This window comes from Nocardia sp. NPDC058666 (genome assembly GCF_042714895.1).
Taxonomy (GTDB): domain Bacteria; phylum Actinomycetota; class Actinomycetes; order Mycobacteriales; family Mycobacteriaceae; genus Nocardia.
Map to the genome: position 1 here is coordinate 1 of NZ_JBHXRY010000010.1, position 13854 is coordinate 13854.

16 protein-coding genes are annotated in these 13854 nt (G+C 66.8%); 9 read left to right on the top strand and 7 right to left on the bottom strand.

What is annotated here, in order from left to right; translation table 11 throughout:
• Nucleotides 1-231 precede the first annotated feature (231 nt).
• From ACFWVD_RS20775 to ACFWVD_RS20790, 4 genes are all read left to right on the top strand, one after another.
• Nucleotides 232-1008 (top strand): CPBP family intramembrane glutamic endopeptidase, encoded by a 777-nt coding sequence (locus ACFWVD_RS20775; protein WP_379245143.1) that lies wholly within the window; start codon nucleotides 232-234, stop codon nucleotides 1006-1008.
• Nucleotides 1009-1213: 205 nt separating this feature from the next.
• Nucleotides 1214-2614: an LCP family protein gene (locus ACFWVD_RS20780; RefSeq protein WP_379245145.1), complete on the top strand. Its 1401-nt coding sequence runs from the start codon at nucleotides 1214-1216 to the stop codon at nucleotides 2612-2614.
• A gap of 9 nt (nucleotides 2615-2623) precedes the next feature.
• Nucleotides 2624-3154 (top strand): ferritin, encoded by a 531-nt coding sequence (locus ACFWVD_RS20785; RefSeq protein ID WP_379245147.1) that lies wholly within the window; start codon nucleotides 2624-2626, stop codon nucleotides 3152-3154.
• A gap of 146 nt (nucleotides 3155-3300) precedes the next feature.
• Nucleotides 3301-3849: a ferritin gene (locus tag ACFWVD_RS20790; RefSeq protein ID WP_378637846.1), complete on the top strand. Its 549-nt coding sequence runs from the start codon at nucleotides 3301-3303 to the stop codon at nucleotides 3847-3849.
• A gap of 241 nt (nucleotides 3850-4090) precedes the next feature.
• On the opposite strand, the gene ACFWVD_RS20795 is transcribed toward ACFWVD_RS20790, so the two are convergent.
• From ACFWVD_RS20795 to ACFWVD_RS20810, 4 genes are all read right to left on the bottom strand, one after another.
• On the bottom strand, nucleotides 4091-5011 hold the full coding sequence (locus tag ACFWVD_RS20795; protein ID WP_379245149.1) for a DUF5926 family protein: 921 nt from the start codon (nucleotides 5009-5011) through the stop codon (nucleotides 4091-4093).
• Between the two features lie 90 nt (nucleotides 5012-5101).
• Nucleotides 5102-5869 (bottom strand): glycerophosphodiester phosphodiesterase, encoded by a 768-nt coding sequence (locus tag ACFWVD_RS20800; RefSeq protein ID WP_379245151.1) that lies wholly within the window; start codon nucleotides 5867-5869, stop codon nucleotides 5102-5104.
• Nucleotides 5866-6903 (bottom strand): DUF4328 domain-containing protein, encoded by a 1038-nt coding sequence (locus ACFWVD_RS20805; RefSeq protein WP_379245153.1) that lies wholly within the window; start codon nucleotides 6901-6903, stop codon nucleotides 5866-5868. The genes ACFWVD_RS20800 and ACFWVD_RS20805 overlap by 4 nt, the downstream gene beginning before the upstream one ends.
• A 20-nt stretch (nucleotides 6904-6923) precedes the next feature.
• Nucleotides 6924-7283, bottom strand: coding sequence for a rhodanese-like domain-containing protein (locus ACFWVD_RS20810; RefSeq protein ID WP_379245154.1), 360 nt, complete (start codon nucleotides 7281-7283; stop codon nucleotides 6924-6926).
• Between the two features lie 334 nt (nucleotides 7284-7617).
• Between ACFWVD_RS20810 and ACFWVD_RS20815 the strand changes: the two genes are divergently transcribed.
• The 4 genes from ACFWVD_RS20815 to ACFWVD_RS20830 all read left to right on the top strand — a co-directional run bounded on the left by ACFWVD_RS20815 (nucleotide 7618) and on the right by ACFWVD_RS20830 (nucleotide 10818).
• Entirely contained in the window at nucleotides 7618-8229 is a 612-nt protein-coding gene (locus tag ACFWVD_RS20815) for a hypothetical protein (protein WP_379245155.1), read from the top strand.
• Nucleotides 8230-8344: 115 nt separating this feature from the next.
• Nucleotides 8345-8965 carry a superoxide dismutase gene (locus tag ACFWVD_RS20820; protein ID WP_379245156.1) on the top strand — a complete coding sequence of 207 codons (621 nt, stop codon included), beginning with the start codon at nucleotides 8345-8347 and terminating at the stop codon, nucleotides 8963-8965.
• 269 nt (nucleotides 8966-9234) lie between these two features.
• The gene (locus tag ACFWVD_RS20825; RefSeq protein WP_379245158.1) at nucleotides 9235-9762 is read left to right on the top strand and encodes a peptidase; all 528 of its coding nucleotides are present in this window, start codon (nucleotides 9235-9237) and stop codon (nucleotides 9760-9762) included.
• A gap of 354 nt (nucleotides 9763-10116) precedes the next feature.
• Nucleotides 10117-10818 (top strand): TMEM165/GDT1 family protein, encoded by a 702-nt coding sequence (locus tag ACFWVD_RS20830; RefSeq protein WP_379245160.1) that lies wholly within the window; start codon nucleotides 10117-10119, stop codon nucleotides 10816-10818.
• Between the two features lie 4 nt (nucleotides 10819-10822).
• Here the strand turns inward: ACFWVD_RS20830 and ACFWVD_RS20835 are convergent, their stop codons facing one another.
• Nucleotides 10823-11455 carry a TetR/AcrR family transcriptional regulator gene (locus ACFWVD_RS20835; protein WP_379245162.1) on the bottom strand — a complete coding sequence of 211 codons (633 nt, stop codon included), beginning with the start codon at nucleotides 11453-11455 and terminating at the stop codon, nucleotides 10823-10825.
• A 48-nt stretch (nucleotides 11456-11503) separates the two neighbouring features.
• Entirely contained in the window at nucleotides 11504-12382 is an 879-nt protein-coding gene (locus tag ACFWVD_RS20840) for an SDR family NAD(P)-dependent oxidoreductase (RefSeq protein ID WP_379245164.1), read from the bottom strand.
• 149 nt (nucleotides 12383-12531) lie between these two features.
• On the opposite strand from ACFWVD_RS20840, the gene ACFWVD_RS20845 reads away from it, so the two are divergent.
• Nucleotides 12532-13299, top strand: coding sequence for an SDR family NAD(P)-dependent oxidoreductase (locus tag ACFWVD_RS20845; protein ID WP_379245166.1), 768 nt, complete (start codon nucleotides 12532-12534; stop codon nucleotides 13297-13299).
• A gap of 102 nt (nucleotides 13300-13401) precedes the next feature.
• Here the strand turns inward: ACFWVD_RS20845 and ACFWVD_RS20850 are convergent, their stop codons facing one another.
• Nucleotides 13402-13851, bottom strand: coding sequence for a GNAT family N-acetyltransferase (locus ACFWVD_RS20850; protein ID WP_379245168.1), 450 nt, complete (start codon nucleotides 13849-13851; stop codon nucleotides 13402-13404).
• Between the last annotated feature and the right edge of the window lie 3 nt (nucleotides 13852-13854).

Sequence of the window (13854 nt, forward strand, 5' to 3'; positions counted from 1 at the left end):
GGGCCCTGATCTTCCCTCCCTGCGGGTACTCCTTCGTCGCACCCTCCGGTCAGTCCAGATCAGGGCGGGGCCCTTTGGTAGGGACTTCCTGGTGACTACCCGAACCGAAAAGGCGCTGTCTCTTTGGGTCTGGCCTTGTCGGTGGTTACCCGGCTCAAAAGGTGGGGTGGTGTCGGGGGCTGGTGCGGTGGCTACGCATCCCTCGGTGGTTCGGTGCTTACACTGCGCGGCATGCGCGTGGATCCTTCGGATGGTCAGTTGAGCGAGCGGGACCGGTTCGGGTTGCGGGTGGAAATCGCGGTCGTTCTGCTGGTTACCTTCGGGTTGAGTGGGATCAGTGCCGGTCTGTCGCTGCTGGATTCGGCGTTGTCGCCGGGTGGGATCGGTGGGCGGACCGTGGCGTTGAACGCCTCTCGGTCGAATAATTCGTTTCTGGATCTGCTGTTTCAGCTCGTCGGAGTGACGCGGCTGTTGGCGTGGGCGGCGCTGGGGCTTTATCTGTTGTGGCGCAGCGGGATCGGGCCGCGGTTGATCGGGCTGGCTCGGATTCGGCGTGGGGATGTGGTGGCGGGGTTGGTGCTGGCCGCGGTGATCGGGGTGCCGGGGTTGGGGCTTTATCTGATCGCCCATGCGATGGGGGTCAGTGTCACCATCGTGCCTAGTTCGTTGGCGGAGCAGTGGTGGCGGTTGCCGGTGTTGGTGTTGTCGGCGTGTGCGAATTCGGTCGCCGAGGAAGTGCTGGTGGTGGGGTATCTGATCACGCGGCTGCGCAAGTTGGGGTGGTCGGAGAATTCTTCGCTGGCGGCTTCGGCGCTGCTGCGGGGCAGTTATCACCTGTATCAGGGGCTGGGCGGGGGGCTCGGAAATGTGGTGATGGGGGTGATCTTCGGCCGATATTGGCAGCGGACGAACCGGTTGTGGCCGCTGATTCTGGCCCACGCGACGATCGACGCGGTCGCCTACCTCGGTTACAACGTGCTGCGGGGGCGAGTGGGCTGGCTGCCCTGAGCCCTAACGCGCTGAGCTAGCAATGCGGACTGAGCCGTCAACGCCGTGAGCGGGGCTTCCGCACATCGCGCGGACAGCGTGTCGCGGCGAGTTTCACCACATCGGCGCGTTTCGCGCTAACACGCACCCTCTCACGGGGTATCCAGTAGTGACCGAGCGCGCAGAACCGCTGCGCGTCCCCCACGATCAGTAGAGTTTGACGGTGATGAACGGCGACGAACCCCGCGAGGACCCCCGTACACGCCGGGTGCCGCCGCCTATGGGCCGCCCCGGTGGTCCTCCCATGCCGCCGCAGGGCCGCGGTCCAGACCCCCGTTACGGTCGTCCGCCCGGCAACGATCGCCGTCCGGATCCCCAGGACGGGCCGACGGTCCGCTACAACCCGGCGCCTCGGCGCGGCGCGTCGCACGTGGAACCCACGCAGGTGATGCACCGCGGCAACTCCGGTGATCAGCCGCTGGCCTATTCGCAGACCCCGCCCGAGAAGTTCCCGCCGCGTCGTCCGCCGCCGAATCAGCCGCCGCCGCGCCGGGAACCGCCCCGTCGCGAGCAGGGCGGGCACGCGCCGACGCAGCGACCGGTCCCCCATCACGACGGCGTCCCGCCTCGACGCAACCGCCCGCCCGTCGCCCCGGGCAGGCAGGCACAACCGCCGCGACGCAGGCGCAAACGTCATCCGTTCCGGTGGTTCATGGTGATCATCGGGCTGCTGGTCGTGGGCATGATCGCCGCGGTCGTGCACCTGGACAACTCGCTGACCCGCATCGCCGCGCTGACGAACTACAGCGACCGCGTGCGCGATACCCCCGGCACCAACTGGTTGCTGGTCGGCTCCGACGGCCGCGGCGACCTGTCCGAAGAGCACCAGCAGGAACTGGCGACCGGCGGCGACACCGGCCCCGAGCGCACCGACACGATCATGCTGGTGCACATCCCGTCGTCGGGTCCGACCACGATGGTCAGCCTCCCGCGCGATTCCTACGTGAGCATTCCCGGCCACGGCAAGGACAAGCTCAACGCCTCGTTCGCGCTGGGCGGGCCTGAACTGCTGGTCCAGACGGTGGAAGTGGCCACCGGAGTGCGGATCGACCATTACGCGCAGATCGGTTTCGGCGGTTTCGCCGGCGTGGTCGACGCGCTGGGCGGGCTCGAGATGTGCCTGGACCAGCCGATCGTGGACCCGCTGGCCGGGCTCGATCTGCCCGCGGGCTGCCAGGAACTGAACGGCCCGCAGGCGCTGGGTTTCGTGCGTACCCGCGCGACGCCCAATGCCGACGTGGACCGGATGAACCATCAGCGCATGTTCATGGCGGCGCTGTTGAAGAAGGCGACCAGCATCGGCACGCTGGCGAACCCGTTCGCGTTGTGGCCCATGGCCACCGGGGTCGCCGGGTCGCTGAAGGTCGACAACGGTGACCACATCTGGAACCTGGCCGCACTGGGCTGGGCGATGCGCGGCGAGACCGTCACCACCAGCGTGCCGATCGGCGGATTCGACGACACCGACGTGGGCAATGTGCTGCTGTGGGACAAGGCGAAGGCGACCGGGTTCTTCGAAGCCTTGGCTACCGATCAGCAGATCCCGGAGGAGCTGCTCACGCGGTAACGTCGAGGTATGGCCGAGAACTCGACATTCGACGAACTGCTTCGTGACCAGGTCAGGAACGGTCTGACCGCGGCACATCAGTATCTGGCCGCCGCGGTGTACTTCGACGCGCAGGACCTACCGGAGCTGGCCGCGCAGACCTACGCGCGCTCCACGGCCAACCACGGGCACGCGATGCGCATGGTGCAGTACCTGCTCGATCGCGATGTGCCGTTCACGATCGGCGGGCTGGACGAGGTGCGCCCGGATTTCGATTACCCACGCGCGGCGATCGCGTTCCTGCTCGATCGTGAGCGCGTCACTACCGCGCAGCTGAGCGGTTTGGTCGCGGCCGCGCGTGTCGCGAATGATTTTCTCGGCGAGCAATTCATGCAGTGGTTCCTCGGCGAACAGGTCGACGATGTCGCGGGGATGACCACGCTGCTGACCGTGCTCGACCGGCAGGACAACCTGTTCGACGTCGAGGAATTCATTCGACGCGAATTGCGCGGCAAGGCCCCCGTGGACACCACCGCACCCCGAATGGCAGGCGCGAGTTAGGCGTACCTCCGCCTTCGCTCCGGCCGTGCGCAGCTGAGGAACGCTGCGCGTCGGCGCATATTAGGAATTGCTTACTTAGGCAATACTGCCCTCAATAAGGTTGCACTTGGATGACAACGCGGTGTGACCAGCATTAATGTGGCCGCATGTCGATTCATCCGGAAGCCCCGCGAAGCAAGTTCCACACTCTGCTCCAAGACCAGATCCGGCATGAGTTCAACGCCGAACATCAGTACATCGCCATTGCGGTGTGGTTCGACAACAACGACCTGCCGCAGCTGGCCAAGCGTTTCTACGCGCAGTCGGTGGAAGAACGAAATCACGCGATGATGATCGTGCAGTATTTCGTGGACCGCGACATCAGCGTCGAGATCTCGGGCATCGACGCGGCGAAGTCGAAGTTCGAATCCGCGCGCGAGCCGATCGAGTTGGCACTGGCCCAGGAGAAGACGGTCACCGATCAGATCGTCCAGCTGGCCAGCACCGCTCGTGAAGAGGGCGATTACCTCGGCGAACAGTTCATGCAGTGGTTCCTGAAGGAACAGGTCGAAGAGGTCGCGCACATGACCACGCTGCTCAATATCGCCGATCGCGCCGGGTCGAACCTGTTCGACCTGGAGGCGTTCATGTGGCGTGAGCTCAGCACCCCGAAGGACGCGTCCGGCGCGCCGTCGGTGGCCGGCGGCAGCGTCTAGCTATCCAACGCGACAAGGATTCGGCTCGCACGCGGCGAGCCGAATCCTTTCTGCATATCACCAGCCGGAGCCGGAACCGCCCGAACCCGTGTTGGCGAAAAGGGTGCCGATCACGATCTGGGCCAGTCCTGCGATAGATCCGAGAAATTCCACGATGCCTCTTTCGTTCGATCACCGAGTGTCCGGCTCGATCGTGAATCTAGCCGTCACACCCCTGTGAAAGAGGCATGTTTCATTAAGTTCAGCGCAGGGTGACCTGACGCGAACGCAGACCATCGCGCGAACGACGCTCCTCGGTGGTCATCGGCTCGTCCGACGCCAGTGCCTCGGCCAGGCGGGCACCGAACTCACGCGCGGGGGCCTCCCACTCGGCCGGGTGGCGCTCGGGATCCAGATCGAACACCGGCACCAGCAGGCCGTGCGTGCGGAACGAACCCGCGAAACGCGAACCCTCGCCCATGTGCAGGCCACCGGTGGCGTGCACGCGAGCCAGCGCCAGCATCAGCGCGTCCTCGTCCTCGGGACGCACCCAGCGCACATGCGCCTTCTCGCCCGCGTCGACCCACCAGGCCGCGCCGACGGAATCGGGGCCCAGGTTCAGGCGCGCCGACGGCATGATGGCCTGCTTGGCCTGCTCGATCGTGGCCGCCACCTGCGGATCGGGGGTGACGCCCTCGGGCACCCACCAGTCGAAGTCCTGGTGCACGGTCAGTTCCAGGTCGGCACCGGGATCGATGACATCGGCCAGGCGCGGCCCACCCTCGATCGACTCGGCGGACTCCAGCGACTCACCGGGCTCCGCGGACTGGGTCCACAGGATCGCGGCGGCGATATCGGCCGACGGGTCCTGCCCACGGAACTGCATCTGGGTGCCGACGAAACCGACGGGCTCGTCACCGGCACGCACCAGCGCGGAGACCGCACCGGGCAGCACGGTGGCCAGGGTGACCTCACGCTGCGCGGCCACACCGGGCGCGAGCTTCAAGGTCGCGGTCGCCGACGGCACGAACTCCCGCAGCGCCACCAGATCACATTCGGCGGCAAGCCCTTCGAACGGCCGGGTGACAGCCGTTGATGCCTGCTCCTGCGCCGCACGCCGCTGCGCGAGACGCTGAGCCCGATTACTGTCGGGCTTCGGACTGTTCCGCTTGCTTTTACCCACGGGGGGAGTTTATGGGCGTGCGGCATGTTCGCTGACCGCGACCCCTGTGGAGTTGCGAAATGGTGTCGACAGGACGTCGCGTGCGGGCTGTCAGACCTGCGCCAGTAGTGCTTTCGTTCGGCCCGGATGGTTGGTCGCGACCCAGCTGACGCCTAGGTCCGCGCACAGGGTCACGTCTTCGGGATCGTCGACGGTCCAGCAGTAGGTTGCCCGGCCCGCCGCCGCGGCTTTGTCGACCAGTTCCGGGTGCTCACGAAGGGTTTTCACCGACGGCCCGACCGCAGTAGCGCCGACCGTGGTGGCCGCGCCGCCACCGAGGAATCGCGAGGACTCCCCCAGCAGAACCGTCGGCAGAAGCGGTGCGGCGCGGCGGATTCGCCACACGGCGGTTGCCGCGAACGACATCACGACCGCGCGCGAATGGTCCGCCGAGGCCGGCGTGGCGATGCCGAAACGCTGCAGTTCGGCGAGCACCTTGTTCTCCACCAGCGCGCCGTAGCGCACGGGATGCTTGGTCTCGATGAACAGCTTGGTGGGGCGGGTGCGCCAGTCGAGGACCAGGCCGATCAGGTCGCTGAGGGCGAGCACGGACTGCGGTTCGTCCTCGGTGCCGAAGTTGGTGTCGCGCAACTCGTCCAGGGTCAGTTCGCTGACCAGGCCGGTGGCGTCGGAGGTGCGGTCGATGGTGCGGTCGTGCACGCAGACCAGGTGTCCGTCGCGGGTGAGCCGGACGTCGCATTCGACGCCGTCTGCCCCCTCCTGCAACGCCAACTCGTACGCGGCGAGGGTGTGCTCCGGCTTCGCCGCGGACGCACCACGATGCGCCACCACGAATGGCGGGCGATTGCTCTGGCTCACTTGGCCCCGACCTCCTCTTGCGAATTCTGCTCCATGCGACCGGAATTCGCGCGTTCGACCTCATCGATCGGCTCTGGGATCGCGCCCGGCTCGACCGGCGCGATCACCACCTCGGCGGGATCGGCGGCCATCACCCAGCGATGCGCCGACCTGGTCTGTCCGCGCAGGTCACGGCCTTCCAGCGTGCGCACGGTCCACAGCGTGAGCACCGCGAAACCCGCGGCGCACAGGTTGGTGAAGCCGCTGAACGAGACGCCGTCGGCTTCGGCCTGCAGTGTTCCGGCGTCGCGCCACAAAGTCGCCGCGATCAACAGCAGACCGCTGAAAGCCCAAGCGGCCCACCAGATTCGCACGGCTTTGAGCTTGCGCGGTTCGGGCTTAGCGCCGATCAGTTCGGTGAGGAACACACCCGGCCAGACCAGGTTCACGCCCGGCACCAGGCAGCCCGCGATCAGCGACCACCGCCTGCGCGGATCACGCCTGCCGTGCGCGGCGAAGACGGCCTTGCGCGCTTCGATCAGCCAGGCCACCAGCGACACCGCGGTCACCAGTGCGCAGATCGGCGCGAGCAGGCCGAAGATCCACACGGTCGCGTCGGAGAACCACAGCAGCCAGCTGGGGATCAGGCGGGTGCGGTTCTGCAACAGGATCAGGTAGCGGCCGTATTCGGCGCAGGCGGCGAGCAGGAACGCGAGGGCGGTCCATACCAGCAGGCGGTCGCGGTGGGCGGCCAGGCCGCGCAGCGGGCGCTGCGGGGCGGGCGCGGGCATCGCGGGCGGGTCGAGCAGGCCCCAGCGTGGGGTCTGGGTGTAGCGCGGGGTCGGGTCCAGGGGGGCCTGGGTGGTGCCTGCGGCTTTGCGGGTGCGGTGGTCGGGTCTGCGGGCGACCCAGCGGTAGTTGCGCTGGGTGGGCGGCGCGTCGACCTTGCCCGGCGACAACAGCACGCCACGGCAGCGCGGGCACCAGTGCATCGGCGCGCCCTGCACGGCCCAGCGCGCACCACAGCGCGCACATGGTTGCACCACCGAACTCACCCGCGCACCCCGCTTCCGGACTAGTAGATCTTGGCTTGATGTTCGCCGTCGGCGACGACCGGGCGGCCGGTCTGCTGCCAGGCCACCATTCCCCCCGCGACGTTGACAGCTTCGTACCCGATATGGGCGAGGTAGCGAACGACCTCGATGGAACGACCGCCCTGCCTGCACACGACGTAGAGCTCGGCGTCGATATCGAGCTCGTCCAGGCGGGCGGGCACGTCGACCATCGGGATGTGGATCGCGCCGGGGGCGTGCCCGAGGTTCCATTCGTCGGGTTCGCGCACGTCCAGCAGCTGCGCGCCCGGCGCCGGGTCCGCGCGGTCGAACGCGGTGGGTACCGCACCCACCGGCACCGTGGGGACATCGGAGCTCGTCACGCCTCGATCCTGCCATGCCGCGCGCGTGCCCGGGCGAGCCTGTGCTGCGACGATCGAATCGGCGAGGTCCAGCAATCGGTCAGCACACTTTCGCCGGGGGCGGGCGTCAACCGCGCTGACAGCCCCGTGGGCTTGTTCGGGAACGACCGATCCGAGACTCCCCTCCATGTCATCCCGGAGCGGTCGTTCGCCGCTGACGTCGGGATTCGCAAGTTCGAACTGTCCCGACATCTACTTGGACGCAAGCGGGGCCCATTCGGTTCCATAAAAACGAGATCAATAGAGAAAATCTTAAATCCTGGGATCTGGGCGGTCGGATCGGTAGCCTGAGCGCATGAACGTGAGCAGGGGGCTACTCGACAGTTTCGACATCAACGGCTTGAATACCGCTTTGTCCGAATCCACGTGTCTAGGGGTAGATGTGGATGCCGAGGCAGGACGGCTGCAGCTCGCACTCGAGGTGCTGACGTTACCCACGGATGGACCAGCACCGATCGACACGAAAGTGCTGCTGACCTTCACCGGAGTCACCCGGGTCGCCGCCTCGTTGCGCATCCAGCGCTGGGACGACGTCGACCCGCGCGTGCTGCCGCTGACGCTGGATCAGCTCGACGAGGCCATCGAGAGCTTCGGCGGCGGCGGGCTGCACGGGTGGGAGTTCATCGACCTCGACGACAGCGGCTGGACGCTGTGGAGCGAACTGCTCAGCTTCGACACCGTGCTCGACCAGCGGATCGCGGCGCACGTCATCGAGTTCTCGCAGGAAGAGGGGATCGACCCGCGCGAACTGGATGTGCGGGTGTGGTTCGACAAGATCGTGGTGACCGATCCGGCCGGGCGGGAGATCCCGATGGCGGAGTTCATCGACGGCGGTCGGCGCTGGTGGGACGCGCACGCTTCGGGTGACGCACGGACGTCGAAGGCGGATATCGCACCGCCGCTGTAGCGGTGGGGGAATGCGGGGGCGCTGGTCGCGGGTTGCACGGTGCGGGTGTACGAATGATGGTTGGTGTTGTCGTCCGAACTGGGCGCACACAGCCCGACATACGGAAAGGGACATCGTGGCCGTCTACACGCTGCCGGAACTCGATTACGACTTCGGCGCACTGGAGCCTTACATCTCCGGTGAGATCAACGAGATCCACTACACCAAGCACCACGCGGCCTACGTCGCAGGCGCCAACAAGGCCCTCGAACAGCTCGAGGAAGCCCGTGAGTCCGGCGATCTGGCCAGCATCCTGCTGCTCGAGAAGAACCTGGCCTTCCACCTCGGTGGCCACTACAACCACTCCGTCTGGTGGAAGAACCTGTCCCCCAACGGCGGCGACGCACCGGAAGGCGACCTGGCCGCGGCCATCGCCGACCAGTTCGGCTCGTTCGACAAGTTCCGCGCGCAGTTCACCGCTGCCGCCAACGGCCTGCAGGGCTCCGGCTGGGCCGTGCTCGGGTACGACACCCTGGGCCAGAAGCTGCTGACCTTCCAGCTGTACGACCAGCAGGCCAACGTGCCCACCGGCATCATCCCGCTGCTGCAGGTCGACATGTGGGAGCACGCCTTCTACCTGCAGTACAAGAACGTCAAGGCCGATTACGTGACCGCGTTCTGGAACGTCGTCAACTGGGCTGACGTGCAGGACCGCTTCTCCCGCGCCGTGACGCAGGGCAAGGGCCTGATCTTCTGATCCGCCTCTCCGGGTATTTTGCCGGTCGTAGGTAGCGCCGCAGGTTCGTAACCGGACCGGCGGTCGGGTGCCCCAGGCTTCTGGGCGTGCCCGACGAGTTACCCATGTCCTCGCGAAATCAGGCGTTGCGCGAAAGACCTCCCAGGAAACTGGGGGGTCTTTTTGCGTAGATTGCCCGTTCTGGCACTCGTTGGTACTTGTGTGCCAGATGGGTATAGGGCTTTCCTGTGTATACGGGCACAGTCGCCCCCGTTAGTCGGGAGGCCATCATGAACACGCAGGGTCCGATCGGGATCACGCCGTTTCAGGCGCGGGGTCAGTTGCGGGGGTTCGTGGTTTCGGGGCGGTGGCCCGATACCACCAAGGAGTGGGCGCAGGTGTTGGTGTTGGCGGTGCGGGTGGCGTCGATGCCAGGGTTGCTGGTGACCAGCACGGTGTTCGGGGTGCGCGAGGAGCTGCCCGACGATCCCGAACCGGGCACGGTCGGGCTGGTGATGGCGGAGGGGCCGGTACTGGGGGCGGAGGCGATCGAACCAGGTCGGTTCGCCGCGCATGTGCCGCCGGCGTTGCTGATGCTGCATCCGCCGTCGGAGACTCGGCCGTCGCTGCCCGAATGCGCGGGGGCGGCGTCGGGTTGTGTGCTGTTGCCCGGTGTGCCGCATCTGGGTTTGGAGCATCGTGCGGCGTGGGCCGAGGCCGAACTCGACGGCACGATTACGTCGTTGGTGAGTCGGGTGGGGATGGATTTGATCAGCGATCCCGACACGGCCGTGCTCGCAATGCTGCTCGCGGCCTGAAACTTTCACGGTTCGCCGGCTCAGCGAACGGCCGGCAAAGGGCTTGCGTGATGTCCGAATCAGGGAAACCGAACTATCACCGCCGCGTGCCCAAACTTCTTGTGTCCATTGAGATTTGGCTTACTCGAGGTTGGCATACCAGGAGCAACCGGACTACAGTGGTCAACAGCGAAGGGGAGTAGCCCGCAATCGCACAGTCGACATACTGATCGCCGCCTCAGGCGCGGTCCGGCTGCGCGAACCGGTCACCACCGGTGGGCGAGACCTTCGGCCACACAACCGATCCGTTGACCGGTGTGGCTGAAGGCACCCGTCTCAGCCGCAGGCCGGAGTATTTCCCTGGGAGCTGAATCCATGATCGCCACCATCGCGCTGAGTTTCGGCGTCATTTTCCTCGCCGAACTGGGCGACAAATCGCAACTCATGGCCCTGACCTTCTCGCTGCGCTACCGCTGGTGGGTGGTGTTGGCGGGCATCAGCGTCGCCAGTGTTGCCGTGAACCTCATCGCCGCGGGCGTCGGCCATTTCCTCGGCACCGCACTTCCCGCGAACGTCATCGCCGTGATCACCGCACTCACCCTGCTCGTGGTCGGCCTGTGGACCTTGCGCGACGCGTTGACCAGCACCGATGACGTCGACGACGCGCCGCTCGCGCCCAGTGCGCGCAATGCCCTGCTCGTGGTCATCTCCGCGTTCACCCTCGCCGAACTCGGCGACCGCACCATGTTCGCCGCCGCCGCCCTGGCCTCGCACAACAGCTGGTTGGCGGTGTGGATCGGCTCGGTGTTGGGCATGGTCGCCGCGGGCGGGCTCGCGATCGCGGTCGGCAAGCTGGCGGGCAAGCATTTGCCCGAGCGTGGGATCGCTATCGCTTCGGGTCTGCTGTTTCTGTTCTTCGCGGCGAAGACTGTGCTCGACGCGTTCGTGCCCGGGCTGGGTGGTTGGGGTTCGGCGGGGCTGGCTCTGATCGCGCCCGCGATGGCGGGGGTCGTGGTGTGGCGTCGGGGTGGCAAGCCTGCCGCGCACGACCGGGAGCTCGCCCAGATCGCGAGCTGAGAGATCAGGCGAAAGCGTTGCCGTAGAGCGTGCCCGAGCGCGCGGCCAACGCGATCAATTGGTCCTTGATGCCGCGCAGACTTTCCGGGTCGTCGGCGGCGATCCGGCCGGTGACGATGGCGCCGATCGCGGCGGCCAGGGTCGCGCACGCGAACTGCTGTTCCTCGGTCTCCGCGCCGAGCATCGCCGCGACCACCGCCACGAAACGGTGTTGCAAGGCCATTCGCGCTTCGATCGCCGACGGGCCCACCGCGTAGACCTCCACCAGGAACAGGCGCGCGGAGGCGGGGTCGTCGATCATGTGGTCGAAGTAGGCGGTGAGGATGCGGTCCATTCTGGTCAGCGCGTCGGTGTCGGCACACTCAGCGATCACGGCCTGCAGCTTCTCGGCCAGTGACTGGGACACCCGGTCGAAGGCCGCGTTGAAACAGTCCTCTTTCGACCGGAACAGCTCGTAAAAAGTTTCCCGTGAAACCCCGGCTCGCTTGAGCACGGCCGCGACCGGGGTGCCGACGTAACCGCCCACGGTCATCGCCTCGCCCAGCGCGATCAGAATGCGTTCACGCTGGGAAGCCACCACTTCTTCGCGCGACAGGTGGTGCCGTCCACGGGGAAGCTGGCGCAGTGATTCGCTCACGATGGTGACTCCGTAACTCTTGCGGCTGACGCCACGGGGGGTTCACGGTCAGGACTGACGTTCCATTTTGCGGGGTCGGGCGGGTTGTTCGGTGGTGAACGGGACGTCTTCGACGCGGGCGATCTCGACGGCGCGGGCCAGGCGGTCGCCCTGCACTCGTTGCACGACCAGTTGGGCCAGCAACCGGAACGGTCGGACCAACGCTACCCACCACGGCGAGACAACGGTCTTGCGTCGTCGCGCGATCGCCCGTTCCATCGCTTCGACCGCGGGTCCGATCGGCGAGTTCCCGGTCAGCGAGGTCTCCCCCAGCACCGTGCGCGCGGCCGCGGTACCGAAACCGCGCACGGTCATCTCGGTGTCGATCCCGGCGAAATAGGTGACACCCACCTTCGCGCCGGTGGACCGCAATTCCGTGCGCAAGGTGGCGCCCAGCGACGCGACCGCCGCCGCCGACGCGCTGTACGCACCGCCCAGCGGCAGCTGGACCGAGGTGGAAATCGACGACATCATCAGCACATACCCGCGCGGGTGCGAAAGATGCGCGCCGGCCGCGGACACCACATAGGCCACGCCGAGCACATTGACCGCCAGGGTTTCCTCCAGCACCGAGATGTCCCCGCCGATCATCGCCATCTGCTTGGCGATGCCCGCATTGGCCACCAGCACATCGAGCCCACCCAGCTCCGCCACCAGCGCCTCGACCACCCGGTCGACCTGCGCCCGATCGGCCACATCGCAATACCGCCACGGCACCCCACCGCATTCCGCGGCAACCTCGGCGAGCAGTTCCGGTTCCAGCCCGAGCAGCGCGACGTGCGCCCCGCTCGCGGCCAACCGCCGAGCCAGCGCGGCCCCGATCCCGCGTGCGGCCCCGGTGATCAGGACCTTACGTCCGGCCACGGTTCGACCGGCGAACGATCTCATGACGGCACGCTACCACCGGTAAACACCGGTGTTCACGGTGATTTGAACCCCACCCGGAATGGGTGTTCCAGACCACACCCCGCACGCGCTAAGGTGCCCTTATTGGCAAGCGGCGCAATAAGCCGCCTCACCTACAGATTGGACCGTTCGTGGAGATTTCGGGTTCCGCAGCCATTGTTACCGGGGGCGCTTCCGGCCTCGGTGCCGCTACCGCCAAGCGTCTGGCTGATGCGGGTGCGACCGTGTTCGGGCTGGATGTTCCGGCGTCGATCGAGCGTGCGGGCGACAACGTCCCCGCCGGTGTCACCCTGATCGCGGCCGACGTGACCAGTGGCGACGAGGTTGCCGCCGCGATCGCCCAGGTCACCGAGGGTCCCGCGCCGCTGCGCATCGTGGTCAACTGTGCCGGTGTCGGCTGGGCGGGACGCATCCTGTCCAAGAACGGCCCGCACGACCTCGAGCTGTTCCGCACCGTCATCACCGTGAACCTGCTCGGCACGTTCAACGTGATGCGCCTGGCCGCCGACGCCATCGCCAAGACCGAACCGGTCGACGAGTACGGCTCGCGCGGCGTGGTCATCAACACCGCCTCGGTCGCGGCCTTCGAAGGCCAGATCGGCCAGATCGCCTACTCCGCCTCCAAGGGCGGCGTCCACGGCATGACCGTCCCCGCCGCCCGCGACCTCGCCCAGTTCGGCATCCGCGTCAACACCATCGCCCCCGGCATCATCGACACCCCCATGCTGGCCGGCGTCACCCCCGAATACCGCGCAGGCCTGGAAGCCGGCGTCCCCTTCCCCTCCCGCCTGGGCCGCCCCGACGAATACGCCCAGCTCGTGGAGTACATCGCGTCGCACGACTACCTCAACGGCGAAACCATCCGCATGGACGGCGCGCTGCGCATGGCCCCGCGCTAGTTCCTGCCGAAGACCCGGCGAAATCACGCAATCGGAGCTCGAAAAATCAGAAAACTGATTCGAAAGCCACCGATTGCGTGATTACGCCGGTCCCCCGGCTGGCTATACCGGGCGGGTGAAGGTTATGAGGGATCTGCCTGGGCCGTTGTAGTTGGGGATGGGGCCGGTGACGGTGAAGCCCAGGCTGCGGTGGAAGTCTATTGAGGTGTAGTTGGTGGGGGAGGTTATGGCGGTGACTGTGGTGCGGTTGTCGGAGCGGGCGAGGGTGAAGAAGGCTTCGTAGAGGGTGCGGCCCAGGCCGGATTTTCGGGTTTCGGGGCGGACGGCTACGAAGTGGATGTAGGCGGTGCGGGGGTCCGAGGGGGAGCCGAAGCCGATCAGGAAGCCGGCGAGGCCGTCGTCGTCGGCGGCGATCAGGCTGGTTCGGTGGAAGTGGTCGAGGAACATTCGGGGGAGGTTGTGGACCGCTGCGCGGCCCCACCAGTTGTCGACCACGGCGATGATGTCGTCGTAGTCGTCGGGTCTTGCTCGACGAATGTTGTGCCCCACCATCAC